Origin of the sequence: Streptomyces sp. NBC_00038 (genome assembly GCF_026343635.1) — a bacterium.
In the GTDB taxonomy this organism is placed as follows: Bacteria; Actinomycetota; Actinomycetes; order Streptomycetales; family Streptomycetaceae; genus Streptomyces.
Genome location: NZ_JAPELQ010000001.1, coordinates 350,994 through 374,946, shown reverse-complemented (window position 1 = coordinate 374,946; position 23,953 = coordinate 350,994). Strand labels below are relative to the sequence as shown.

General features: G+C 69.8%; 22 protein-coding genes. 17 read left to right on the top strand and 5 right to left on the bottom strand.

From position 1 onward, the window contains the following. Window positions 1-161: 161 nt before the first annotated feature. From OG219_RS01790 to OG219_RS01745, 10 genes are all read left to right on the top strand, one after another. A complete protein-coding gene (locus OG219_RS01790; protein ID WP_266822112.1) occupies window positions 162-1,529 on the top strand; it encodes an amidohydrolase in 1,368 nt (455 codons plus the stop codon). Further along, window positions 1,519-2,559 carry a LacI family DNA-binding transcriptional regulator gene (locus OG219_RS01785; RefSeq protein ID WP_266822110.1) on the top strand — a complete coding sequence of 347 codons (1,041 nt, stop codon included), beginning with the start codon at window positions 1,519-1,521 and terminating at the stop codon, window positions 2,557-2,559. The genes OG219_RS01790 and OG219_RS01785 overlap by 11 nt, the downstream gene beginning before the upstream one ends. Before the next feature lie 85 nt (window positions 2,560-2,644). Continuing rightward, on the top strand, window positions 2,645-3,394 hold the full coding sequence (locus OG219_RS01780; RefSeq protein WP_266822108.1) for a glutamine amidotransferase: 750 nt from the start codon (window positions 2,645-2,647) through the stop codon (window positions 3,392-3,394). Further along, window positions 3,394-4,146, top strand: coding sequence for a purine-nucleoside phosphorylase (deoD, locus tag OG219_RS01775; RefSeq protein ID WP_266822106.1), 753 nt, complete (start codon window positions 3,394-3,396; stop codon window positions 4,144-4,146). Before OG219_RS01780 ends, deoD begins: the two co-directional genes overlap by 1 nt. A gap of 115 nt (window positions 4,147-4,261) precedes the next feature. Continuing rightward, complete coding sequence (locus OG219_RS01770) at window positions 4,262-5,356, top strand: BMP family protein (protein WP_266822104.1); 1,095 nt, start codon at window positions 4,262-4,264, stop codon at window positions 5,354-5,356. A 16-nt stretch (window positions 5,357-5,372) separates the two neighbouring features. After that, on the top strand, window positions 5,373-7,019 hold the full coding sequence (locus OG219_RS01765; RefSeq protein WP_266822103.1) for an ABC transporter ATP-binding protein: 1,647 nt from the start codon (window positions 5,373-5,375) through the stop codon (window positions 7,017-7,019). Then, the gene (locus tag OG219_RS01760; RefSeq protein ID WP_266822102.1) at window positions 7,016-8,149 is read left to right on the top strand and encodes an ABC transporter permease; all 1,134 of its coding nucleotides are present in this window, start codon (window positions 7,016-7,018) and stop codon (window positions 8,147-8,149) included. Before OG219_RS01765 ends, OG219_RS01760 begins: the two co-directional genes overlap by 4 nt. Continuing rightward, entirely contained in the window at window positions 8,146-9,081 is a 936-nt protein-coding gene (locus tag OG219_RS01755; protein WP_266822100.1) for an ABC transporter permease, read from the top strand. Before OG219_RS01760 ends, OG219_RS01755 begins: the two co-directional genes overlap by 4 nt. Before the next feature lie 132 nt (window positions 9,082-9,213). Further along, window positions 9,214-10,563 (top strand): esterase-like activity of phytase family protein, encoded by a 1,350-nt coding sequence (locus OG219_RS01750; RefSeq protein WP_266822098.1) that lies wholly within the window; start codon window positions 9,214-9,216, stop codon window positions 10,561-10,563. A gap of 139 nt (window positions 10,564-10,702) precedes the next feature. Then, window positions 10,703-11,101, top strand: a complete 399-nt coding sequence (locus tag OG219_RS01745) for an ACT domain-containing protein (RefSeq protein WP_266822096.1) — start codon at window positions 10,703-10,705, stop codon at window positions 11,099-11,101. A 157-nt stretch (window positions 11,102-11,258) separates the two neighbouring features. Here OG219_RS01745 and OG219_RS01740 read toward each other — a convergent pair whose 3' ends face one another. Both OG219_RS01740 and OG219_RS01735 read right to left on the bottom strand, forming a co-directional pair. Beyond that, on the bottom strand, window positions 11,259-11,762 hold the full coding sequence (locus tag OG219_RS01740) for a hypothetical protein (RefSeq protein ID WP_266822095.1): 504 nt from the start codon (window positions 11,760-11,762) through the stop codon (window positions 11,259-11,261). Between the two features lie 434 nt (window positions 11,763-12,196). After that, window positions 12,197-13,138 (bottom strand): aldo/keto reductase, encoded by a 942-nt coding sequence (locus OG219_RS01735; protein ID WP_266822093.1) that lies wholly within the window; start codon window positions 13,136-13,138, stop codon window positions 12,197-12,199. 196 nt (window positions 13,139-13,334) lie between these two features. On the opposite strand from OG219_RS01735, the gene OG219_RS01730 reads away from it, so the two are divergent. The 4 genes from OG219_RS01730 (at window position 13,335) to OG219_RS01715 (ending at window position 17,811) form a co-directional block, all read left to right on the top strand. Continuing rightward, window positions 13,335-13,943 carry a TetR/AcrR family transcriptional regulator gene (locus tag OG219_RS01730; RefSeq protein ID WP_266822091.1) on the top strand — a complete coding sequence of 203 codons (609 nt, stop codon included), beginning with the start codon at window positions 13,335-13,337 and terminating at the stop codon, window positions 13,941-13,943. Between the two features lie 339 nt (window positions 13,944-14,282). Next, window positions 14,283-15,644, top strand: a complete 1,362-nt coding sequence (locus tag OG219_RS01725) for a beta-1,3-glucanase family protein (protein WP_266822089.1) — start codon at window positions 14,283-14,285, stop codon at window positions 15,642-15,644. 243 nt (window positions 15,645-15,887) lie between these two features. Continuing rightward, complete coding sequence (locus OG219_RS01720; protein WP_266822087.1) at window positions 15,888-16,889, top strand: zinc-binding dehydrogenase; 1,002 nt, start codon at window positions 15,888-15,890, stop codon at window positions 16,887-16,889. A gap of 190 nt (window positions 16,890-17,079) precedes the next feature. Beyond that, window positions 17,080-17,811 (top strand): thioredoxin domain-containing protein, encoded by a 732-nt coding sequence (locus tag OG219_RS01715; protein WP_266822085.1) that lies wholly within the window; start codon window positions 17,080-17,082, stop codon window positions 17,809-17,811. Window positions 17,812-17,820: 9 nt separating this feature from the next. Here the strand turns inward: OG219_RS01715 and OG219_RS01710 are convergent, their stop codons facing one another. Next, window positions 17,821-18,816, bottom strand: a complete 996-nt coding sequence (locus OG219_RS01710) for a GlxA family transcriptional regulator (protein WP_266822083.1) — start codon at window positions 18,814-18,816, stop codon at window positions 17,821-17,823. A 71-nt stretch (window positions 18,817-18,887) separates the two neighbouring features. Between OG219_RS01710 and OG219_RS01705 the strand changes: the two genes are divergently transcribed. Further along, complete coding sequence (locus OG219_RS01705) at window positions 18,888-20,204, top strand: MFS transporter (RefSeq protein ID WP_266822081.1); 1,317 nt, start codon at window positions 18,888-18,890, stop codon at window positions 20,202-20,204. A 43-nt stretch (window positions 20,205-20,247) separates the two neighbouring features. Here OG219_RS01705 and OG219_RS01700 read toward each other — a convergent pair whose 3' ends face one another. Then, window positions 20,248-20,892, bottom strand: coding sequence for a response regulator transcription factor (locus tag OG219_RS01700; protein WP_266822079.1), 645 nt, complete (start codon window positions 20,890-20,892; stop codon window positions 20,248-20,250). Further along, complete coding sequence (locus OG219_RS01695) at window positions 20,877-22,013, bottom strand: GAF domain-containing protein (RefSeq protein WP_266822077.1); 1,137 nt, start codon at window positions 22,011-22,013, stop codon at window positions 20,877-20,879. The genes OG219_RS01700 and OG219_RS01695 overlap by 16 nt, the downstream gene beginning before the upstream one ends. 216 nt (window positions 22,014-22,229) lie before the next feature. On the opposite strand from OG219_RS01695, the gene OG219_RS01690 reads away from it, so the two are divergent. Together OG219_RS01690 and OG219_RS01685 are read left to right on the top strand one after the other, a co-directional pair. Next, on the top strand, window positions 22,230-23,033 hold the full coding sequence (locus tag OG219_RS01690) for an ABC transporter ATP-binding protein (RefSeq protein ID WP_266822075.1): 804 nt from the start codon (window positions 22,230-22,232) through the stop codon (window positions 23,031-23,033). Further along, window positions 23,030-23,953 carry an ABC transporter ATP-binding protein gene (locus OG219_RS01685; RefSeq protein WP_266822073.1) on the top strand — a complete coding sequence of 308 codons (924 nt, stop codon included), beginning with the start codon at window positions 23,030-23,032 and terminating at the stop codon, window positions 23,951-23,953. Before OG219_RS01690 ends, OG219_RS01685 begins: the two co-directional genes overlap by 4 nt.

The window sequence follows — 23,953 nt, the reverse complement described above, 5'->3', positions numbered from 1 at the left end:
GAGCCCGGCTCTGGGAGCCCCGCCACCTGCGGGTCCGCTTCTTCTCCGCCGCCCAGCTCGTCCCCCACCTGACGCGACGGCCGGGCCACTGACCTGCCCGCACCCCATCCAGTAAGCCGACGTGGTTGTGCAAAACGTTTTGGATATCTAGCTTGTGCGCCATGAACGACAGAACGCCTTCGCCGGCCGGCCGCCTCCTGGTGAGCGGCTGCGATGTGCTGCGGGTCCCGGCGCAGGGCGAGTGCGAGATTCTGCGGGCACAGGACATCGTGGTGGCGGACGGCGTCATCGAGGACGTACGACCGACCGGGGATTCCTCCGGTTCGGGCTCCGCGGCTGACGTGATCGACGGGCGCGGCCTGCTGGCCGTTCCCGGTCTGGTCAACGCGCACACGCACAGCCCCATGGTCCTGATGCGCGGCGCGGCCGAGGACGTGACGGTGGAGGGCTGGTTCAACGACCGTGTCTGGCCGATGGAGTCCAACCTCACCCCGGCCGACGTACGGATCGGGGCGAAGTTGGCCTGCGCGGAGATGATCCGCTCCGGTGTCACCACCTTCGCCGACCACTACTTCTTCCCCGAGCAGATCGCGGAGGCGGTCGCCGAGACCGGCCTGCGGGCCGACATCGCGCCCACGTACTTCAGCAGCCGGGGCGAGGCAGCCCTGGAGGACACGGTGAAGTTCGCGGAGGCGTGGCACGGCGGTGCCGACGGCCGGGTCACCGTCTCGCTCGGGCCGCACGCCCCTTACACGGTCGAAGACGGCGACCTGCGGACCCTCGCCGGACACGCCCGGCGGCTCGGCCTGCGCATGCACATCCACGCCGCCGAGCACCTGGAGCAGACGCGGTCCAGCCTGGAGCGGCGCGGCATCACCCCGATCCGGGTGCTGCACGAGACCGGGGTACTGGCGGCCGGGGCACTGATCGCGCACGGCTGCGGGATCGTCGAGGACGACCTGCCGTTGCTGGCCGAGTACGCCGACACGACCGCCGTGGCCTGCTGCCCCAAGGTGTACCTCAAGCACGCCCTGTCTCCGCTCACTCCGGTCAGGGGACTGCTCGCCGCCGGAGTCGCGGTCGCCGTCGGCACGGACGGCGCCGCCGGTCACAACACGCTCGACGTGTGGGAGGCCCTGCGGCTGGTCGCCCTCACCCAGAAGCAGGCGGAACGGGACGCCACCTGGATGACCGTCTCCGACACCCTGCGCCTGGCCATGCGCGGCGGAGCCCGAGCCCTCGGCCTGCAGAAAAAGATCGGGGCGCTGGAGCCGGGCATGCGGGCCGACATCGTCCTGACCGACCTGTCGGGGCTGCACTGTCGTCCACTGCACGATCCGCGCGCCGCGCTGGTCTACAGCGCCCGCGCCAGTGACGTACGGACCGTCGTCGTCGACGGCCGGGTCCTGATGCGTGACGGCCGGCTGCTCACCGTGGACGTGCCGGCGCTCCTTGCCGAGGCCGACACCCGGGTGGCCCGCATCCTCGACACCTCCCATGGCAGGGCGGTGCAGCACTATGACCCCTGAGCCGTACGCGCGGGCGGCGGTCCGGCGCCCCGCTTCCATCAAGGACGTGGCCGCCGCGGCAGGCGTCAGCGCCACCACCGTCTCCCACGTCCTCAGCGGCAACCGGCCGGTCAACGAACACACCGCCGCGCGGGTGCGCAGCGTCGTCAACCGGCTCGGTTACGTCCCGGCATCCCTGGCCCGCAGTCTCCAGGCCGGTTCCACCTCGGTGATCGGCCTGCTGATCCCGGACATCAGCAACACCTTCTTCGCCGAACTCGCCAAGGGCGCCGAGGACGCCGCCCACGACCTCGGCTACGGCCTGATCCTGTGCAACACCGAGTTCGACGCCGACCGCGAGGACCGCTATCTCGGCATGATCCGCAGCCGGTTCATCGACGGCATGGTGTACGCCTCGGGATCTCCGCCGTCCCGGCGGAGACTGGAAGCCCTCATGGGCAAGTTCCCCATCGCGCTCGCCGACGAGGAAGTCGAGGGCCTCGAAGGCGCCCTCATCGCCACCGCCGACCACGAAGCGGGCGGGCGGCTGGTCGGCGAGCACCTCCGGGCACTCGGCCACCGCAGGGTCCTGATGCTGACCGGCCCGCGCGCCCTGAAGAGCAGCAACGCCCGCGCGAACGGTTTCGTACGGGCCTTCCGGGGCGAAGTCGTCGAACGCGTCGGTGACTTCAAGGAGACCTCCGGATACGGCCTCGTCGCCGAACTCCTCAAGGAGGGCGGTCTCCCCGAAAACTGCACGGCCGTCTTCGCGGCCAACGACCTCATGGCGTTCGGCGCCCTGACCGCGCTCCGGGAGGCGGGTCTTTCGGTGCCGGAGGACGTCTCGGTGGTCGGCTTCGACGACATCCGGGCCGCCTCGCTGGCGCATCCGCCCCTGACCACCGTCCATCAGCCGGCCTACGACGTGGGCCGCACCGCCACCGCTCAACTCCTCCAGTACGTCACCCGGGGCGAGGTCCCGCCCCCCTCCCGGCACACGCTTCCCGTCGAACTCAAGGTCCGCGGCAGCACGGCACCCGCCGCCCACTGACCCTCACCCGACCCCAACCACCCACGCATCGCACGGAGTTGCCGTGCCGCGCGGCAATACCCCCTGTCCCGAAAGGCGGTTCGCCATGCCCAGAGTGCTCGTCGTGGGCGAGTCCTGGTTCACCTACACGGTCCACCAGAAAGGCTTCGACGCCTTCCACACCTCCGAGTACACCGAGGGCGGAGGCGCCTTCCTCGACGCGCTCCGCTCGCGCGGCCACGAGGTGACCTATGTGCCCTCGCACGAGATCCCGAGCCGGGTTCCGGCCTCCGCCGACGGTTTCGACGCGTACGACGTCGTCGTCATCAGCGACGTGGGCGCCAACAGCTTCCAGCTCCCGCCCGAGACCTTCAACCGCTCCGTCCCCGCGCCCGACCGGTCCGAGCTGGTACGCGGCTTCGTGGAGCGCGGCGGCGGGGTGCTGATGATCGGCGGCTATCTGACCTTCAGCGGCATCGACGCCCGCGCACGATGGGGGCGCTCCCCGCTGGCCGCCGCCCTGCCGGTGACGATGCTGGACCGCGACGACCGGGTGGAACTCCCGGCCGGCGCCGTCCCCGAAGTCGTGGGCGAGCACGCGGTCGTACGCGGTCTTGACCGGTCCTGGCCCGCGCTGCTCGGACTCAACGAGGTCACGCCGCGGCCGGAGGCGTCGCTGCTGGCCGAGTGCGCCGGGCATCCGCTGCTCGTCGTCGGCGGCCACGGCGCGGGCAGATCGGCGGCGTTCACCTCCGACGTGGCACCGCACTGGGCGCCGCCGGCGTTCCTGGACTGGAAGGGCTATGCCGAACTCTGGGACCGGCTGGTGCGCTGGCTCGCAGGAGCGGAGCTGTGATGGCAGGACACGCGAGTACCTCGTCCGTCACCGGCACACCACACATCGCGGCCCGGCCGGGCGACTTCGCGCCGCTCGTGCTGATGCCGGGCGACCCGCACCGCGCCCGGCGGATCGCCGAGACGTTTCTCAAGGACGCGCGGCAGGTCACCGACGTACGCGGCATCCTCGGCTACACCGGAAGCCACCGGGGCGTGCCGATGTCGGTACTCGCCTCCGGCATGGGCATCCCGTCCGTGACGATCTACGCGACCGAGCTGTTCCGCCACTACGGCGTGCGCAGGATCGTCCGGGTCGGCACCGCCGGTGCGATCCCGTCCTCGGTGTCCGTACGGGACGTGGTCATCGCGTCCGCCGCCCACACCGACTCCAGCCTCAGCCGCCTCCTCGTGGACGGCGTGACCCTCTCGCTCGCTCCCTCCTACCGGCTGCTGCGTGCCGCCGCGGGCGCCGCCGAGCGGGAGCTCTCCGGCGGCGGGGCAGTGCACATCGGACCGGTGTTCAGCAGCGACCACTTCTACCTCGACCGCCCCGCCCTCTTCGACGCCCTGGAGCGCCGGGGCACGCTCGCGGTCGAGATGGAGGCGGCAGGGCTGTACGCCGTGGCCTGCGCGGAGGGCGGCGAGGCCCTCGCCGTGCTGACCGTGTCCGACCATCTCCGCACCGGTGACGCCCTCACCGCCGAGGAACGCGAGACGGACTTCGACCGGACGCTGCGCATCGCCGCGACCGCACTGCTCACCGATGTCTGAAATTCCCTCACCGGAAATCAAACCGAAACCGGGCAACGTAGCCAAAACGTTTTGCACTTTCTACTGTCAACGCAGCCGCTCACTCAGCAACAAAATGATCAGGAGGTCGAGGTCGATGATGCGATACGGGAGAAGTGCCGCCGTCGCGGTGGCAGGCATGCTCGCGCTGACCGCGTGCGGGGGATCGGGCGGGGACGATTCCGGAGCTTCGTCCTCCGGCAAGCCGCGCATCAAATTGGTGCTCAATGGCGGTCTTGGCGACAAGTCGTTCTTCGACTCCGCCTACGCGGGTCTGAAGAAGGCCGAGAAGGACCTCGGCTACGAGCTCAAGGTGGTGGAGCTCGGCTCCGACCGCACCAAGTGGGAGCCCGGCTTCGAGGACGCCGCCTCGGCCGACGACTACGACATCCTCGCCGCCGGCACCTTCGACGTCACCGACTACATAGGCAAACTCGCCCCGGAATTCCCGGACAAGAAGTTCTGGGTCTTCGACGCACCGGTCGACTACAGCGGCAAGAACGGAGCCTGTTCCAACAAGTGCGAGAACGTCTACTCCGTCACGTTCAAGCAGAACGAGGGCGGCTATCTCGCGGGATTCCTGGCCGAGAAACTGGTGGCCGCGAAAGCCCTCAAGGGAACCGAATCGCTGAAGAAGGTCGGCGTCATGGGCGGCGTGAAGATCCCGTTGATCGAGGACTTCGTCGTCGGTTTCAAGTCGGGCTTCCAGGCCGCCGGCGGAAAGAACTCCGATGTCCTCGTGCAGTACGTGGGCGGCGACAAACCGTTCGGCGACCCGGCCAAGGGCAAGGAGATCAGCACCGCGATGTACGGCCAGGGCGCCGCACTGGTGTGGCCGGTCGCCGGGCTCTCCGGGCTCGGCACCTTCGAGTCGGCCGTGGGCGCCAAGCGGTACGCGTTCGGCGTCGACTCCGACCAGTACCAGACCCTCACCGACCCGGCGCAGAAGGACATCGTCGTCACCTCCATCCTCAAGAACGTCGGCAACGCCCTGTACGAGGCCGCGCAGAAGGACCAGAAGGACTCCCTGAAGTACGGCGCCGTCTCCACCGTCGGCCTCGCCGAGGACGCCGTCGGCTATGTGAACGACGACCACTTCAAGGAGTTGGTGCCCGAGCAGATCCGTACCGAGGTCCAGGAAGCCGCCGACAAGGTCAGGTCCGGCTCCGTCACGGTGCCCAGCGCCCTCTAGCCGAACGGCCTTGATGATGAACGAGCCATGGGGCAAGGACGGACCGGCCGTCGCCGCCCGCCAGGTCACCAAGACCTACGCCAACGGGGTGCGCGCGGTCCGCGCCGTGGACCTGGAGATACCGCCGGGCGAGATCCGGGCGGTCGTCGGTGAGAACGGCGCGGGCAAGTCCACGCTGATGAAGATGTTCTACGGCCTCGAACAGCCCAGCGCGGGCGAGATCCTGGTCGGCGGACGCCCCCGCGTGCTGCGGGGCCCGGCCTCGGCGATCGCGCTGGGCGTGGGCATGGTGCACCAGAACCTCATGCTGGTGCCGTCCTTCACCGTCGCCCAGAACGTCGTCCTCGGCGTGGAGCCGGGCCGTCGCGGTCTGGTCGATCCGAAGGCGGCCGTGGAGAGGACCGCCCGGCTCGCGGAGGAGTCCGGACTCGTCGTCGACCCCAGGGCACGCGTCGAGGAGGTGTCGGTCGGGATGCGGCAGCGCACCGAGATCCTCAAGGCACTCCACCGGCGTGCCCGCGTGCTGATCCTCGACGAACCGACCGCCGTGCTCACCCCGCAGGAGACCGAGGACCTGTTCGCCGCCGTACGCCGACTGCGCGACAACGGGATGACCGTGCTGTTCATCTCGCACAAGCTGCGCGAGGTACGGGAGATCAGCGACAAGGTGAGCGTGATGCGCGCCGGCTCCCTGGTGGGGACGGTCGCCACCGCCGACGCCACCGAGCGGTCACTCGCCGCCATGATGGTCGGCCGGGACATGTCCCTGGACGTGGACCGTTCCCCCGCCCGCCCCGGGGAGAACACCCTGCGGGTACGGAGCCTCGGCTACCAGGCCCCGACCGGCCAGTCCCTGCACGGCCTCGATTTCGACGTCGCCGCCGGGGAGATAGTCGGCGTGGCCGGCATCGAGGGCAACGGCCAGAGCGAACTCGCCGAAATCCTCGCCGGGTTGCGCCGCCCCACCGCGGGCACGGTCCGCGTCGACGGCACCGACACGGCCGGCCTCGACGTGGCGGGCCATCGTCGGGCGGGCATCGGCTACGTACCGGAGGACCGGCTGTACAACGGCGCCGCCCTCGACGCGTCCATCGCCGACAACCTCGTCGTCGACCGCCACGACCGACCGCCCCTCGCCCGCCGCGGCGTCCTGCACCCGGGTGCCGTACGCGCCCACGCCGAGCGGCTGATCGACCAGTACGCGATCCGCACCCCCGACCCGTCGGTCCCGGTACGCGCACTGTCCGGCGGCAACCTGCAGAAGGTGATCGTCGCCCGCGAACTCTCCGCAGGACCACGCCTGTTGATCGCCTCCCAGGTGACGCGCGGGGTGGACATCGGCGCGATGCGGTTCATGTACGAGCGTCTCGTCGCGGCGCGTGACGCGGGCGCCGCCGTCCTGCTGATCTCCGCCGACCTCACCGAACTCCTCGCCCTCTCCGACCGGTTGCTCGTCCTCAAGGACGGCCGCCTGGTCGCCCGGTTCGACGACACGACCGGCCTCACCGAGAAGCGGGTCGGTCTGTACATGCTCGGCGTCGAGCAGCACGACCGCGACCGGCTCATGGTCGGCCTGGATGACCTCGCAGCCGGCCTGGATGAAGCCACGGCCGGTCCGGAAGACCTCGCAGCCGGTCCGGAAGACCTGGGGGAGACCCCGTGAAAGACGCTGTGACCACCACTCCCATGACCCTGATCGAGACCGAGGACCGCCGCCAGTACCGGGCGACCCGGCGCCGCGACTTCGTCGTCGACCTCAGCATGGCCCTGGCCACCATCCTGGCCGCCCTGGCCATCGGCTTCCTCGTCATGCTCGCCACCGGCAACGACCCGATCCGCGCCTACCAGGTGATGCTCACCGGCCCGCTGGACCGCTCCTTCCGCGTCGGCCGCTGGCTGGAGGACGCCACCACGCTCACCTTGCTCGGGCTGTCGGTCGCGATCCCCTTCCGCGCCCGGCAGATCAGCCTCGGCGCCGAAAGCCAGGTCTACGCCGGTGCGCTGGCGGCCGCGACCGTCGCGATCTTCCTCCCGCTGCCGCCCGTCGCGGCCGTCATCGTGCCGATGGCCGCCGCAGCCGCCGCGGGCGCAGGAATGGGCTTCGTACCGGGATCGATGAAGGCACGCCTCGGCGCCAACGAGATCGTGGCCACGCTGATGCTCAACGCCATCGTCGTCCGCGTCTACGACTACCTGGTCAACGGCCCGTTGAAGGAGCCGGGCAGCAGCGCCGTGCACTCGAAGTCCATCCAGCAGGACTCCGCGCTCACCCCGCTGAGCGACTGGTTCGGTGTCCCGCTGGGCCGGGCCAACATCGGTTTCGGGGTGATGCTGCTGACCGCCGTCGCGCTGTGGCTGCTCATCACCCGCACCCCGCTCGGCTACCGCATCCGCATGACCGGGGCCAACCCCGACTTCGCGGCCTACGGCGGCATCCGCGTGCCCCGCGTCATCGAGTGGAGCTTCGTCATCGGCGGCGCCGTCGCGGGCCTCGCCGGAGCCCATCTCGTCCAGGGCGTGTACGGGCGACTCGAACCGGGGCTCGCCGGAAGCCTCGCCTTCGAAGGGATCGTGGTCGCCCTGCTGGCCAGGAACAACCCGCTGGTCGTCGTGGTCGCCGGACTCTTCTACTCCTACCTGCGCGCCGGGGGCGACATCATGGAACAACAGACGGACGTCGGCACCGAGATCGTGGTGGTCATCCAGGCGGTCATCGTGCTGCTGGTCACCGCCCAGGCCCTGCCGAACCTCCTCAAGCGACGCATCGCGCGCAGGCAGGTGGGCGTCCGATGAGTTCCGTACTCGACGTCGTCCTCAGCAGCGCCTTCCTCGCGGCCGTGCTGCGGATCGCCACGCCCTACCTGCTCGCCGCGTTCGGAGGGTTGGTCGCGGAACGCGCGGGCATCAGCAACATCGCCCTGGAAGGCCAGATGCTGAGCGCGGCCTGCACCGGCGCGCTCGTCGCCGGATACAGCGGCTCCGTCGCCGTGGGCGCGCTGTGCGGCGTCGCGATGGCGACACTGCTGGGCGTACTGCTAGCCGCGCTGCGCCTGGAACTTGGCGCCGACGCGATCATCGCGGGCATCGGCCTCAACCTCCTCGCCTCCGGCGGCACCGCCTACGCCGTCTACAGCCTCCTCGACGACAAGGGCGGCACCTCCGGCCTGAAGAGCGGCAGCCTGCCGACGGTCACCCTGCCGGGCATCGAGAACATCCCCGTTGTCGGCGATGTGCTGAGCGGCCAGAACATGGTCACCTGGCTGGCCTTCCTGGCCGCACCGTTCGTCGCCTGGCTGTTCTACCGCACCCGCTTCGGCTTCCACCTGCGCGCGGTCGGCGAGATGCCCGACGCCGCCGAGTCGGTCGGGATCGCGGTACGGCGTGTCCAGTACACCGGACTCGCCCTCAGCGGAGCCCTCGCAGGACTCGCCGGGGCCTTCCTCAGCATGGGCTACGTCTCCTTCTTCGTACGGGACATGACGGCCGGCCGCGGCTTCATCGCCCTGGCCGCCGTGTTCCTCGGCGGTCTGCGGCCGTGGGGTGTCTTCCTCGCCGCGCTCGGCTTCGGAGCGGCGGAGGCACTGGCCGTGCAACTCGGCACCCTCGACGTACCGCCGCAGCTCGTGTCGACGATCCCGTACGCGCTGACGCTGGTCGCCCTCGCGCTGTACGCGTGGCGCCGCAAGCGCCGGGGCCGTGCCGTGCCGGCCGCTGCCTCACTCTGACGCCTCGGCAGCACCCCCTCTTCCCTCAGCCACAGGGCTCTCCCACCCGCAGCTCGTCGAGCGAACGGGTCGGCGAGCCACGCCCCACGACCCCGTGCACATCCCCGTTGGCTCCCCTTTGGAAGGACATCCATGCGCCACAAATCCCCATCGCGCCGTGAACGCGCGCTCCTCGCCTCACTCGCCGCAGTCGGTCTCCTCGGCAGCCTGGCCCTCACGAACGGCTTCGCGGCGGAACCCGAGGCGGACATCTCCCGGAAGCCGCAGGACGTGCGGCTCCTCGACACACTCACGGTCCCCGCCGGGACGACGGAGTTCGGCATGCCGTTCGGCGGGTTGTCCGGCATCGACTACAACCCGCGGTCCGGCGAGTACGTCGCCCTCAGCGACGACCGCTCGGAGAACGGCAAGGCCCGCTTCTACACCCTCCGACTGCCCCTCGACGGGGCAGCGTTCGCCGACGACAAGCCCGCCCTCGACGGCCTGACCGTGCTCGCCGACACCACCGGTGAGCCCTTCGCCCCCAAGGCGGTCGACCCCGAGGCGATCCGCTGGACCCCGGGCGGGAAGAGCCTGCTGTGGACCAGCGAGGGCGCCTCTTCCATCGGGCAGCCCGCCTTCGTCCGCGAGGCGGCCACCTCCGGCGGGTACCTACACGAACTGCCGCTGCCCAAGGCGTACGCCCCCGTCCGCTCGGCCTCGGGCACACTCACCGCCGGGGTGCGCAACAACCAGGCACTGGAAGGGCTCACCCTCTCCCCGGACGGGCGCACGGTGACCACCATCACCGAGAACGCCCTCGTCCAGGACGGCCCCGCGGCCGGGCTGACGGTCAAGAGCCCGTCCCGGCTGCTGCTGATGGACCGTCGGACAGGCGAGGCGAAGGCGGAACACGTCTACGAGGTCGACCCGATATCCGACGCGCCCACAGCGCCCCTGCCCCCGCCGGTCGGCACGTACTCGGCGGACCGCGGAGTCTCCGAGATCCTCGCCGTCAATGAGACCGACTACCTCACCGTCGAACGGTCCTTCGCCTCCGGTGTCGGCTTCTCCATCCGCCTCTACTGGACCAGCACCATCGGCGCGACGGACGTCAACGGCAAGGACGCCCTGTCCGGCGCCGAGAAGCCGATGCCGAAGAAGCTGCTGTACGACTTCACCACCTCCGGCACCGACGCCGACAACGTCGAAGGCATCACCTGGGGACCGCAACTGCCCGACGGCTCCCGCTCACTCGTCCTCGTCGCCGACGACAACTTCGGCTTCAACGGCAGCGCCACGAAGTTCCACCTGCTGTCCGTCCGGCCGGATCTCCTCGCCACCCGCACCCCGGACGTCAACGGCGACGGCGCGGTGAACGCCAAGGACCTGGCGGCCATCCCGACCGCCGGCGCGGCTGGAGACCTGGACGGCAACGGCCGTACGAACGCCGCCGACGTCCGGCTCTGGATCTCGTACACCCGCGCCTTCCCCACGACCTAGCCACTTGGTTGTGTGCACGGGGATTTCCGTGTCTGGGGCCAGCTGGCTTCGCGAAGCACTGGCTCAGAGAGCGTGAGGGTGCGGCCGGTTGCGCGAGCGGCGAAGGTCCTGCATTTCTGGTCCGTGTACGATCGCCGCCATGAGTGGTGAGGCTGACCTGCAGAAACTGCTGAGTAGCATGAGCCCGGAGCTGAGGCCGGGCCGCTATGTGTTCACCGTTGCCGAGGCCGGCATCCCGCCGGGTGTCACACCCGTCGTCACGGTCACCGAGCAAGAGGGCCTGACTCTGGTCGTGCGGCTTGAGGACGCCGATGAGGCAGGGCTCGCGTACGACTATGTGGCGGGCTGGATCACGCTCCGCGTCCATTCTGCGCTGGATGCCGTCGGGCTCACCGCCGCCGTTGCCCAGGAGCTCGCCGCCGCGGGGCTGAGCTGCAACGTCGTGGCCGGTTTCCACCACGACCACCTTTTCGTTCCCTACGAGCGCGCGGCTGAGGCGGTCGCCTTGCTGGAAGACCTCGCACGACGGTCCGCCTGACTTCGGCAACTGGCCGGCCGCGTAGCGGACGGCGAAACGGTGGCCGGCACCCCAACGGGGTGCCGGCCTCAGTCATGAAGATCGCCAACAGCCAACAGCCAACAGCCGACCTCGGCATTGCCGAGGTCGGCTGTTTTCCTGGCGGTGGCGTTGGACGTCAGGCGCAGAGGACCCGCGTCTCCGGTGTGTACACCGGGCCGCCGCTGATGTTTGTCGCGTCGCTGAACTCTGCGTAGTAGTAGGTGTAGAAGCCCATGTTGCCGTTGCAGCCCGAGTCGGCGGAGACCTGCAGGGTCAGCGTCACGGTCCGGCTCTGCCCGGGCGGGATCGTGGCTCCGTAGTTCGGGCCGAGGTTGGCGGGCCCGGTGCCGGAGCAGGGGGTGCTGCCCGTGTCCGTGGTCAGGCTGCAGTCGGTGAAGCCGTACTTGAGGTCGGGCCGCTGAGTGGTCAGCCAGGTGGGCTCGATCGTCTGGTAGACGAACAGGATGTCGTAGGTCTTGTTGTTGGTCAGCGTCATCGAGAGTTTCACCGTGCCGCCGGGCGTCGTGGTGGCGGAGTCGGTGACAAACGTCAGGTCGGCGTCCGCCGCACTCGCACTCGGGGCCAGGCCGAAGACGGCGAGGAGGAAGCCGAGAACGGTGGCGAGACCCAGGCGTCTCATACGTGTTGATCGCATGGCCCGGGAGGCTAGGCGGGCCGCGCGCACGCCGTCTGCCTCGCGAATAGCGCCCCGACCGTAGACCGGCTGAATGTGCTCCTTGTGTGCCAGTAGTGCGGTGGGTGTGTGAAGTGGTCGCTTGGGTCGCAGAGGTGCACGGCATCAGGAGGGGATGTGGGGCTCGCGGGAGCGGAGACATGCCTGCCGGCTGCCAGGCGGCGCATGCTGATATTGGCGTGATCCCTGATGCGCGGGATGTCGTACCGTCTCGCGTGGTGCGGATGTTCTCGGGCACTCGTCGATATTCCCGAAGGGGCCCATGGGGACGGCTGGTTACCGACGCCGTGTGCCGCCTCACCGGCACGGTCTGCCCGGGAGCGCTCTCCCGCCGGCCGGGACCGGCGTGCCTTCCCGCGCGCCGCGGCACTCGCCCCAAGTCAGTAGCGGCCGCCCACCACTTGGGCCGCCAGCGCATCGAGCGCGCTGACTTCACCGGCCGTCAGACTGATGCCCTCGGCGGCCGCGTTCTGCTCCAGCCACTTCACGCGCTTGGTTCCCGGGATGGGAACCACGGGGACGCCGAGGTGCTCGCTGCGCGCATGCACCCAGGCAAGGGCCAGCTGCGCCGCGGTGACCCCCTTGCGTTCCGCCAGTTCGCGGACGCTGTCGGCGACGGTGTCGTTGGCGGTCGTCTGGAAGCGGGGGAGTCGCTTGCGGGCGTCGCCTGCGGGCAGGGTTGCCGTATCCACCGTCCCGGTCAGGAAGCCCCGGCCGAGCGGCGAGTACGCCACCAGGGCCACTCCCAGTTCGCGCAGGCAGTCCGCGACCGTCGTCTCCAAGTCACGGGACCAGATCGAGTATTCGCTCTGGACTGCCGTGATCGGGTGAACGGCGTGCGCGCGCCGCAGGAGCGCGGCGTCGACCTCGGAGAGGCCGATGTGGCGGATCTTTCCCTCCTTGACCAGTTCCGCCATGGCACCGACGGACTCTTCGATCTCGGCGGTCTGCGGGGGCCGGTGCAGGTAGTAGAGGTCGATGTGGTCGACGCCCAGACGCATCAGGGAGGCGTCGCATGCGCGCTTGATGTAGCCGGCCTCACCGCGCAGCACCCAGGTGTCGCTGCCCATGCGGTCGATGCCGGTCTTGGTCGCGAGCTGGACTTCGTCGCGTCGGCCGGCGATGGCGCGGCCCACGAGCACCTCGTTGTGGCCGAAGGCGTATGCGTCAGCGGTGTCGATGAGGGTGATGCCCAGGTCGAGGGAGCGGCGGATGGTGTCGATGGCGTCGTCCCAGTTCGTCGCGCCATATCCCTCGCTCATTCCCATGCAGCCGAGCCCTTGGGGGGAGGTGGTGAGGTCGCCGAGTGAGATCGTCTTCATGTGAGTGGCTCCGTTCGGCGTCCGCGGCACATCCGCAGGGGCACAGGCGCGCGCGGGACCGCAGGACGGTTGTAAGGTGACAGAGATACCGGAGGACCCTCCGGTAGCAACTACGTTATCGGAGGGTCCTCCGGTAAGCAAGAGGGGTCATGAACGCCTGCCTGCCCGGGCGGCGCGACCGGCCCAGGGAGTGCGCATGCAGGAACATCACGGGCCCCCGCAGCCGGTACGTGCCCACGCTCGCCGAAACCGCGAGAAGCTGCTGGCCGCTGCGCTGGAGGAGTTCGACCGCGCAGGCAAGGACGCCTCGCTGGGCGCCATCGCCAGGGCTGCCGGGGTGGGCATCGCAACCCTCTACCGGCACTTCCCGGACCGGGAGTCCCTCGTCCTTGCCGCCTACCGGTACGAGGTGGATCAACTGTGCTCGGCCGCGGACGACCTCCTGGGAGCACTGCCGCCGGACCAGGCGCTCAGGGAGTGGATGAAACGCCTGGCCCACCTGATGGTCACCAAGCAGCAGATGTCCGCAGCGCTGCAGAGTATGGGTCCTTCCGGTGCTGGCTGGGCGTCCGAGTCCTACGCGCAGGTCTTCCGAACGGTCGGCACCCTCCTCGACGCGGGCGTGGCCGCCGGAACGGTACGGGGCGATCTCGAGACGGCTGACGTGGTCCTGGCCATGAGCGGGCTTCTGCGCCTGGACGTGACGGGCGAGTGGAGGGCCCAGGCCGACCGGCTGATCGGCCTCCTCATGGACGGCCTGCAGACCGGGACACGTTCCCCGGACGCCGCGGCGCGGGATGCGTGACCTGCTGTCCGGGGAGGCGCCGGTCCGCAAGAAGGGCCGCCGGGTGAACCGGCGCGGTACGCGACGCGGGTGACGGGGCACGTGCTGCTGCAGCCAGTCGGTTCCTGGCCTGGTTGTCGCAGCCGCGCGGCTGCTCCCTGGGTTTCGTCATCGGGCGAGGTGCTGAGTGCGGCGGGTCGGCGGGGCCCCGGCAGGGGCGTCATTCTCATTGACACCAAGGCCTCGGCGAAGGTACATACCAATCACCTTCGAGAGAGCGCTCTCAGAAGCTTACGGCGCTCACTCAGGCTTGCCAGGCACGTCAGGATCCACAGGACCCCGCCCTGTTGAGGAGACACCATGCCGAGCAACCCCACGTGGCCGGCGCATCGTTGGCCGGCACTGCACAAGCCAAGAACCCCGCTCGTCATCACACTGCTGGTCGCCCTGCTGGCGGCCCTTCTGGTCGCGGTGGCCCAGCCCTCCGCCCACGCGGTCGACACCCTGCTATCGCAGGGGAAGCCGGCCACCGCCTCGTCCACCGAGGCGGCCGGAACCCCCGCCTCGGCCGCCGTGGACGGCTCCACCACCACAAGATGGTCCAGCGCGTTCAGCAACCCGCAGTGGCTCCAGGTGGATCTGGGTGCCACGGCGCAGATCACGCAGGTGGTCCTCAACTGGGAGGCCGCCTACGGGACCGCCTTCCAGATCCAGACCTCCGCCAACGGCACCACCTGGACCTCGATCTACTCCACCACCACCGGCACGGGCGGCGTGCAGACTCTCAACGTCACCGGCTCCGGTCGGTACGTCCGCATGTACGGCACCGCCCGCGCCACCCCGTACGGCTTCTCGCTCTGGGAATTCCAGGTCTACGGCACCGGCGGAACGACCCCGCCGGGCGACGCCTTCTGGGGTGACACGAGCGCCATCCCGAACCCGCAGAACGCGGTAACCGTGTCGATCCTCAACAGGACCAACGGCGCCTACCCGGACAGTCAGGTGTACTGGAGCTTCAACGGCCAGACGCACTCCATCGCGGAGCAGCCCTACCTGGACATGCCCGCCAACTCGGCAGGCCGGATGTACTTCTACGTCGGCTCACCGACCAGTCAGTACTACGACTTCATCGAATTCACCGTCGGCGGCGGCGTGTTCAACGGCAACACCACCCGCGTGGACGCCTACGGCCTGCCCCTTGCGATGCGACTGCACTCCTTTGACGGCTACGACGTCCAGGTCGGGGAGACCCAGGCCTTCTTCGCCAAGTCCCGCACCCAGGTCTTCCAGGACTTCATCAACGCCGTTCCGCAGGAGTTCAAGGTGCTGGCACAGAGCCAGGCCCCGTACCGCATCATCGCCCCGGGCAGCGACGCGAGCTTCAAGCCGGGCGGGGTGAACGCGAACTACTTCACCGCCTATGCCCAGTCGGTCGGCGTCAACGAGACGACGCAGTACATCTTCGGCTGCGCCGGCACCATGGCGAGCAACCCCAACATGTGCGCGGCGCTCAACCGGCACGTGGCCACACTGCCGTCCTCGGGCCAGGCGGACCCGAACCAGTACTACCTGTCGGCCCCGGCCAACTACTACGCCAAGTTCTGGCACGACAACGCCATCAACAAGCTCGCCTACGGCTTCCCCTACGACGACGTCGCGAGCCAGTCGTCCTTCGTCTCCCACGCCAACCCGCAGTGGCTGGCGGTGGCCGTCGGCTTCTGACCGAGGCAGTCCGACCTCGCCCGTACGCTGCTCACCGCAGTGGCCGGGCGGGGCTGGGCCGGACAGCGGGCGGCTCCTGCCCCCGGCAGGCGACATCGGTAGTGATCGCTGGAAGGCCAAGTCGGCCTGGAATGTTCGTATCTCAACAGGCGGAAACCCGGGGCGAGTCGGGAATGAAGCCGCAGCGGCTGCATGTTGACGACCGCTGACCGACTCGCCTACCCCCGGGAAGAAGGCAGGTCCATGACGTCCTCGCCGACCACGATGCGCGCCGTCCGGCTCTCCGCCCCCGGCCCCGTGGACAACCTGCGGCTGACCACGCTCCCGCTCCCGCCCGAGAGGGACGGCTGGGTGCGCATCCGCGTCGAGGCGTTCGGCCTCAACCGCTCGGAGCTGAAGCTTCGGCTGGGTGTGAGCGTGGGCGTCAGTTTTCCACGGGTGCCGGGTATCGAGGCCGCAGGCACCGTCCACGCCGCCCCGCCCGGCAGCGGACTGGCTCCCGGACAGAAGGTCGTCGCCATGATGGGAGACATGGGGCGCACTTACGACGGCGGTTACGCCGAGTACACGTCGGTGCCGCTGTCCCAGGTCATCCCCGTCGACACCGAGCTGCCCTGGGAGGTGCTGGGTGCCCTGCCGGAAATGGTGCAGACCGCATACGGCTCGCTCACCATCGGCCTGGACCTGAAGCCCGGGCAGTCCGTGCTGATCCGTGGCGGCACCTCCTCGGTGGGTCTGGCCGCCGCGGCCCTGGCCACCTGGCGCGGCGCCACGGTGCTGTCCACCACCCGGCAGGCCGGCCGCCTCGCTTCTCTCAAGGAGCACGGTGTCGACCACCCTCTGCTGGACACCGGCGAAGTCGCGCCCGCCGTACGGGAGTTGTACCCGGACGGAGTCGACGCCGCCCTTGATCTCGTCGGCACGCCGACCCTGCCCGACACCCTGCGCGCGGTGCGCGTGCACGGCACGGCCTGCTTCGGCGGCAGCCTCTCCAACCAGTGGACGGTGCGGGACTTCTCCCCGAACGAGTACCTGCCCAAGGGGGTACGCCTGGCCGGCTACTTCGGCGACGCCGCCGACCTGCCACGGGAAGCCTTCCAGGAGATCCTCGACGCGGTCGCGGCCGGCCAACTGGCCTTCCCCGTGGACCGCGTCTACGAAGGCCTGGAGCAGGTACCGCAGGCCCACGACGACATGGAGCACGACCGCGCCACCGGCAAACTCGTCGTCCGCGTCCGGCATTAGGGCCTGTCCGAAGCGTTGACCAAAGTCGCGGAACGGTCTCGGCGCCGTCCGCCTCTGCCCGGCGGCGTCGAGAGCCGGCTCGCGGTCCGCTGCGGAGCCCTTGTGTCTGCGACCGTGTGATTGGAATTCCCTGTGCGTTTGCCGTGCTGATGATCTAAGGTCGCGCTGTTCTCTGGGGAGGGGCTGGCGCATGGTGCGTGGGGGTAGATGGGCTGTGCTGTGCGCGGTCGCGGTGCTGACGGTGACGGGGTGCGGGCAGCGGGCGGCGGAGTTCAAGCCCAGGTTCGAGAGCGCGGAGGAACTGCCGGAGACGCTCCGAAAGGACGGCACCACCATCCTGGTGGGCGATCCGGACGCGCAGATGACGGTGCGCCTGTACGAGGATCCGCGCTGTCCGGTCTGCGAGGAGTTCGAGACCACCGGCGGGGCCCCCGCCCTGCGCGAGGCGATGCTCGACCGCCGGGCGCGAACCGAGTACACCCTGGCCTCCTTCCTGGACGACCGGGTCGGCGGCAGCGGGTCGAAGAAGGCGGTCAACGCACTCCGTGCCGCGCTGGAGCAGGGCAAGTTCGTGGAGTACCACGAGGTGCTCTACGCCAACCAGCCCGAGGAGATCGTCGACGGCTACACCGACGCCTATCTGCTGGAACTGGCCGGTGAGGTGGAGGGCCTGCGCGGACCGGAGTTCAACGCGGCGGTGAAGACCATGAAGTACCGCTCCTTCGTCACCGCTTCCGAGAAGGCGTACGAACGGGCCGGGGGAGCCGAGGAACCAGGAGGACCCGGAACACCCACCGCTGTGATCAACGACAAGCGGATCCCGCTGGAGTACAACAGCCTGCTCTTCGACAACGAGGTATTCACCGGACTGCTGCAGCAGATCTACGACAAGCCCTGGGAGTGGGAACAGACCTCCTTCTGAGTCGGTGGGCTACCCGGCCTTGTCCGTGTCCGCGCGGAAGGCGCGCCGGTAGGCGGCGGGTGTGGTGCGCAGGGCCTCGTGGAAACGCCGGCGCAGGTTGACGGCCGAGGAGAGGCCGACCCGGTGCGCGATGGTCTCCACGGGCAGGTCGGTCTCCTCCAGCAGCGCCCGGGTGGCGGCGATCCGCCGGTCCAGCAGCCAGCGTCCGGGACTGATGCCCAGTTGCTCGGTGAACCGCCGGGTCAGCGTGCGGGCCGAGACCTGGGAACGGACCGCCATCTCGGCGACGCTGACCGGCTGGTCGAGGCGTCCGGCCAGCCACTCAAGGAGTGGGGCCAGCGAGTCGGCGACCGGTCCGTTGGTGGGCAGTTCGGCGTACTGCAGCTGGCAGCCCTCGCGGTGCGGCGGCATCACCATTTGCCGGGCGATCCGCATCGCGTACGCGGCGCCCTGGTCGGCGCTCACGAGGTGCAGGCAGAGGTCCACACCGGCCGCCGATCCGCCGCTGGTGGCGACGTCGCCGTGGTCCACGTAGAGCACCGCGGGGTCGACCCGCACTCGCGGGAACCGGGTGGCCAGCTCGGCGGCTCGGGCCCAGTGGGTGGCGGCCCGCCGGCCGTCCAGCAGGCCGGCGGCGGCGAGCACGACGGCGCCCGAGCAGATGCCGACGATCCGCGCGCCGCGCCGGTGCGCCTGGCGGACCGCGGTGACCACCGCCGACGGCACCTCGGTGCCGACCGGCTGCTGCCAGCCGGGGACCAGCACGGTGTCCGCGCGATCCAACGCGTCCAGGCCAGTCGTGACCAACATGTCGTAGCCGGCCTGGGTGCGCACCGGGCCGGGGTGCTCGGTGCAGACCTCCAGCGCGTAGCGGGAGGGGATCGCCGGGCCGTGGTCGCCGAACACCTCGGTCGCGCAGGCCAGCGGGAAGGTCGACTGCGGGGGACCCAGCAGGGCCACGACCCGGTGCGGCGTCGGGGAACTCGGCACCGAACGAAGCGTCATGGCGCGAAAGTACCTCATCATGTCGTTCGGGACACTGGGTTGACCGATTGGTCCAGTCCAACATCAGTCCTGTGACCACCACGCAGACCCGGACCGCCCAGACCGATCCGCCAACCGCCCGGCCCCCGTTGTGGGACCGGCGCTTCTCGCTCTACTTCACCTCCCGCGCCGTCTCGCTGGTCGGCGACGCGATGATGCCGGTGGCCACCGCGCTCGCGGTCGGCCCGCTGTACGGGATCTCCGGGGTCGGCCTCGTCCTCGGCATCTGGACCGGGACGTTCGTCCTCCTGGTCCTGTTCGGCGGGGTGTTCGCCGACCGGCTCGGCGCACGCCGGATGATGGTCGGCGCGGACCTCGTCCGGGTACTCACACAGGGTGTGCTGGCTGCCGCGTTCTTCGCCGGGCCGCCGCCGTTCTGGCTCCTTGTGACCATGGCGGCACTGGCCGGTGCGGCAGTTGCGATGTTCCTGCCGGGTGTGAACGGGATGGTCCCGCTGGTCGCCCGCGAGCCGCAACGGGCCAACGCCACGCTGAAGGTGGCCGACGCGCTCGCCCACCTGGTCGGCCCGGCCCTGGCGGGACTGCTGATCACACTGACCGGCGCCGGGACCGTGTACGCGATCGACGCCGGCACCTTCCTGCTCAGCGCCCTGTGCCTGGCGCTCATCCGACTCGCCCCGGCCGACGCGCCCACGGACACCCCGGCCGATGCGAACTCCGCTGCCCACACCGGAAGTTCACTCCGCCGCGACCTGCGCCAGGGCTGGCAGGAGTTCCGCGCACGCACCTGGATGTGGGCGGTGATCCTGATCTGGGTGGTCTTCGGCGTGCTGCTCTTCGGCCCGCTGGTACCGCTCAGCTCGGCGCTGATCGGCGCCCGGCTCGGCCCGAACGCCTACGGCCTGGTGGTCTCCTTCCTCGGCGTCGGAACGGTGCTCGGCGGCCTGTTGGCACTGCGGCTGCGCCCGGCCCGGCCACTGGCGGCCGGCACCGTGGCGATGGTGCTGTTCACCGTGCTGCCGCTCTGCGTGGCACTGGGCGCCGGCCTGCCGGTACTGCTGGCGGGCCACGTCCTCGGCGGCGGCGCCTTGGCGTTCTGGTCGGTGATGTGGGCGACCAGCGTGCAGACCCACACCCCGCCCGCGGTCCTCAACCGGGTCAGCGCGTACGAGCTGGCCGGCTCGGTGTCCGGGATCGCGCTCGGCCAGATGCTGGCGGGGCCGGCCACCACGCTGGCCTCCCCGGGGCGGCTGCTGCTGGTGTCGGCGGGCACCTGCCTGGCGGGCTGCGCAGCGCTGTTCGCGACCCCCGCGATCCGTACCCTGCGCCGCGCCGCTCCCACGGACGGCGGGAAGTCGGGGGCGCCGGGCGGTCCGGACGGAGAGTGAGCGGACCCACGACAATCCTGGAGCCGGGCGTGCAGCGGCCGGTCTAGAGAATGCCTCGTTCGTTGGCCCGCGCCAGGGCTTCCACACGGTTTCGGGCACTCAGCTTCTCCAGGGTCCGCTGAAGATAGGTTTTTACGGTGTTGCGCGTCAGGCCCAGCGCTTCGGCGATCTCCGGGTTGGTCTCACCCATCGCCACTCTGCGCAGAATCTCGTATTCGCGGCGCGTGAGTCCGCATTCCTTGAGCTTCCTCGTCAGCAGCGTGTTGAAATCGTGCTCCATGTCGGTGCAGATGACCCGTTCACCCGCGTGCACGCGACGGATGATGTCCACAAGGTCCGACCGTTCCGCGTCCTTGATGACCACGGCGTGCGCGCCGGCGTCGAGCGCCGCGTTCAGCGCCGCGTGTTCGGGATAGGCAGTGAAGATCACCACTTTGATGCCCGAGGAGTGTGCGCGCAGTTCGCGGATCACCTCCGGCGCCAGCATGTCCGGCAGCCGAAGATCCAGCAGTACGACATCGGGACGAAGCCGGCGTACGGCCGTGATGGCGTCCCTGCCGCAACGGGCATAGCCCGCGACCTTGATCCATGAGGTGCTGCTGAGCGCCATGGTGACGCCGTCCAGGACGATGGGGTGGTCGTCCACGACCAGCACCTGGACTGTTTCTGTGGTCATGCGGGCACCCACGCCTGCACGGTGACGCCGCCGTCCTCGTTGCGACAGATGCTGACCTGGCCGCCCACCCGGGCCAGGCGTTCGGACATGGTGGGCAGTCCGAGTCCCTTGGCTGTCTCGCAGGCGGGGGGCAGTCCCACGCCGTCGTCGGCGATCCTCACCGTCACGCCGTTCGACGCGGCGAACACGCTCACTACGACCGAGTGGGCCCGCGCGTGCTTCTCCACGTTCAGCAGCGCCTCGCGAGCGGTGTCCGTCAGGGCTCTCATGTGCGCCGCAGGCAAGGGCGGCAGTTCGGTGACGGTGATCAACCGGGCGAGGATACCGGTGCGTTCCTGCAAGGCGCGGCAGTCACCGCGGAGGGCCACGCCGAGAGTGAGCTCCTCGGGCGGCGCGCTCAGGGCGTGCAGAGATCCGCGCAGTGCCGCCGCCGCTTCCACGGCCTGCTGCTCGATGTCGCCGAGTCTGCCCTGCAGGCTGTGCCCGGTCGGCAACTCGTCGACCAGCGTGCGGATTCCGGCACCGATCGTGAAGAGCATGGCGCCGACCGTGTCGTGCAGTTCGTTGGCCACGCGGCGCCGCTCCTCATGGACGGCGACCTCCGCCGCGTGCTTGGCGCGCTCCGCGACGACCGTCGCGGCGGCCGCACGGCTCGCAGCCTGCTCCATCAGGCCTGTCGTCCGATCGGCGAAGGGTGCCGCGAAGCGGTTGGCGCCGTACAGCACCCCCAGCAGCCGGTCCTCGTAGATCATGGGAACGGCGATCATCGCGCCCAGTCCCTCGGTGGCCACCTGCGGGTTGAAGTGGTGCGTGATGTTGTCCGCGCGCCGGTAGTCGCTCACCCACAGCGGGCGACGGCGCTGCACGACCTGCCCGCCGAGGCCGAGGCCGGTGGACACGATCAGGCCGTCGACGGCCGGAGTGCGGGTGTTCACGGTGTGGCGCAGCACGATCTGGTTGTCGCCGTCCGGTTCGCCGACCCACGCCACGTCGACACCGCTGGACGCCGGCACATCGTCGACGATCCGGCGCATGGCGGTGGAACCGTCGAGGAGGGCCAGGATCTGGCTGTACCCCTCGGTGAGCTCGAAGAGCACGTTCGGCTGCGGCCGTCTGGCCCGTTTCGGTGCCATGTGAGTCATGGTAGGTCGCCTTTCGCCGGGCCCCACCAGGGCCGACCGGCCCACGTACGGCCCGCTGCCTCCATGCTTGCCCCCCGCCGTGATCCGACGCCATCTCCAGATGGAGATATCCATGGGGAGACCTGCCTTCGGAGCTATGCGGCTGCCCCCGTGGAGCGCACGATCTCGCCACCCGCCGGAGCCGGCGGGAGAGCGACGGAGGCTCGGATGCTCCAGATCCGCAATCTGCAAGTGAGTTACGGCGGAGCCGTGCTGGCGCTGAGATCGGTGTCATTGGACGTGCGCCAAGGCGCGGTGGTGGCGGTGCTGGGGAGCAACGGCGCTGGGAAGACGACCCTGCTGCGGTCGATAGCAGGAACCCTCTCCCACCACGGTGGAGCTGTCGATCAGGGTGCGATCGAGTTCGAGGGAGTGAACACGGCGGGCCGATCGCCCTCGGCGATGGCGGCGGCGGGCGTCGTCCTCGTGCCGGAGGGCCGCCGCATCTTCACCAGCCTCACGGTGGCCGAGAATCTGCGGGCCGGGGGTTTCGGGGTCCGCGACCGGGCCCGGCGCACCACAGCGCTGCGCCGCGTCCATGAGCTGTTCCCCCTGCTGCACGACCGGGCCGACCAACGGGCGGGACTGCTCTCCGGCGGTCAGCAGCAGATGCTCGCCATCGGCCGGGCCCTGATGGCGAGCCCGCGGCTGCTCCTCATCGACGAGCCGTCGCTGGGGCTCGCGCCCCAGATGGTGGGCCGCATCGGAGAGGTGATCGACGAGATCCACACTCAGGGCACGACCGTTCTCCTCATCGAGCAGAACGCGACCATGGCGCTCGGCGTCGCCTCCCACGCATTCGTGCTCACCGTCGGAGCCGTGACCCTTCAGGGCAGCGCCGCCGAACTCGCCGCCGACCAGGCCGTACGGGAGCTGTATCTCGGAGGAACACCGAAACCCGAGCTGGCCACGCAAGCGCCCCCCGCATCCGGTCTCGCCCCCACCCCGGCACTGAGGCGGTGGACGGCATGAGCGAACTCTCCGTCCCCGTCGTCGAAGGCGCCGAGCCGGTGCTTGAAGTCCGTGGTGTGACGGTCGGATTCGCCGGCGTCATCGCACTGGACGACGTCTCGTTCGCCGTCGCCCCGAGGGCCATCCACGCTGTCATCGGTCCCAACGGGGCAGGAAAGTCAACGATGTTCAACGTGCTGTCCGCCGTCTACAAAGCGGACAGCGGATCAGTGCACTTCAACGGCACGGACGTGACGCGGCTGCACCCGCACCAGCTCGCCGGGCTGGGAGTCGCCCGTACCTTCCAGAACATCGCCCTCCTCCCGGGCAGTTCCGTCACCGAGAACCTGCTCCTCGGCAGACACGCACTGATGCGGCCCGACCTGACACGGCCGTGGCTCCGCCGCGCCCACCGCACGCGACGCAGGCACTTCGAACGTGTCCAGGAGATCGCCGCGTTCACCGGTCTCGCCGACCTTCGCGCGACACCTGCGGGGGAGCTCTCGTACGGCGACCAGAAGAGGGTGGAAATAGCGCGGGCCCTGTGCGTCGAACCGAGCCTGCTCCTGCTCGACGAGCCCGCGGCCGGCATGAACGCCCACGAGACCGAGGCCATGGCGCAGCTCATTCGCAGCATTCGCGACAGTCTCGCCATCCCCATCCTCCTGGTGGAGCACGACATGGGACTCGTGATGGGTATCGCCGACCGAGTCACTGTCCTGGACTTCGGCCGCCGCATCGCGGACGGAACCCCCGTGCAGGTGCAGCAGGACCCCGAGGTGCTGCGTGCCTACCTCGGCACCAGCAGCAACGGCGACGCGTCCGAGCAGACCCCCATCTCCGACCCGTCCGAGCAGACCCCCATCTCCAGCCCGTCCGCGCCGACTTCCGACCCGGGCAGCCGCCAGGCGAACCCGCTTCAGCCCACTCAGGAAGCCTGA

Excerpts from the sequence above, each read along its gene's own strand:
- OG219_RS01755 (WP_266822100.1), top strand. The coding sequence starts at position 8,146 with ATGAGTTCCGTACTCGACGTCGTCCTCAGCAGCGCCTTCCTCGCGGCC.
- OG219_RS01715 (WP_266822085.1), top strand. The coding sequence starts at position 17,080 with ATGGTGCGTGGGGGTAGATGGGCTGTGCTGTGCGCGGTCGCGGTGCTG.
- OG219_RS01750 (WP_266822098.1), top strand. The coding sequence starts at position 9,214 with ATGCGCCACAAATCCCCATCGCGCCGTGAACGCGCGCTCCTCGCCTCA.
- OG219_RS01745 (WP_266822096.1), top strand. The coding sequence starts at position 10,703 with ATGAGTGGTGAGGCTGACCTGCAGAAACTGCTGAGTAGCATGAGCCCG.
- OG219_RS01725 (WP_266822089.1), top strand. The coding sequence starts at position 14,283 with ATGCCGAGCAACCCCACGTGGCCGGCGCATCGTTGGCCGGCACTGCAC.
- deoD (WP_266822106.1), top strand. The coding sequence starts at position 3,394 with ATGGCAGGACACGCGAGTACCTCGTCCGTCACCGGCACACCACACATC.
- OG219_RS01765 (WP_266822103.1), top strand. The coding sequence starts at position 5,373 with ATGAACGAGCCATGGGGCAAGGACGGACCGGCCGTCGCCGCCCGCCAG.
- OG219_RS01790 (WP_266822112.1), top strand. The coding sequence starts at position 162 with ATGAACGACAGAACGCCTTCGCCGGCCGGCCGCCTCCTGGTGAGCGGC.
- OG219_RS01720 (WP_266822087.1), top strand. The coding sequence starts at position 15,888 with ATGACGTCCTCGCCGACCACGATGCGCGCCGTCCGGCTCTCCGCCCCC.
- OG219_RS01710 (WP_266822083.1), bottom strand. The coding sequence starts at position 18,816 with ATGACGCTTCGTTCGGTGCCGAGTTCCCCGACGCCGCACCGGGTCGTG.
- OG219_RS01690 (WP_266822075.1), top strand. The coding sequence starts at position 22,230 with ATGCTCCAGATCCGCAATCTGCAAGTGAGTTACGGCGGAGCCGTGCTG.
- OG219_RS01735 (WP_266822093.1), bottom strand. The coding sequence starts at position 13,138 with ATGAAGACGATCTCACTCGGCGACCTCACCACCTCCCCCCAAGGGCTC.
- OG219_RS01685 (WP_266822073.1), top strand. The coding sequence starts at position 23,030 with ATGAGCGAACTCTCCGTCCCCGTCGTCGAAGGCGCCGAGCCGGTGCTT.
- OG219_RS01780 (WP_266822108.1), top strand. The coding sequence starts at position 2,645 with ATGCCCAGAGTGCTCGTCGTGGGCGAGTCCTGGTTCACCTACACGGTC.
- OG219_RS01730 (WP_266822091.1), top strand. The coding sequence starts at position 13,335 with ATGCAGGAACATCACGGGCCCCCGCAGCCGGTACGTGCCCACGCTCGC.
- OG219_RS01770 (WP_266822104.1), top strand. The coding sequence starts at position 4,262 with ATGATGCGATACGGGAGAAGTGCCGCCGTCGCGGTGGCAGGCATGCTC.
- OG219_RS01740 (WP_266822095.1), bottom strand. The coding sequence starts at position 11,762 with ATGAGACGCCTGGGTCTCGCCACCGTTCTCGGCTTCCTCCTCGCCGTC.
- OG219_RS01785 (WP_266822110.1), top strand. The coding sequence starts at position 1,519 with ATGACCCCTGAGCCGTACGCGCGGGCGGCGGTCCGGCGCCCCGCTTCC.
- OG219_RS01695 (WP_266822077.1), bottom strand. The coding sequence starts at position 22,013 with ATGGCACCGAAACGGGCCAGACGGCCGCAGCCGAACGTGCTCTTCGAG.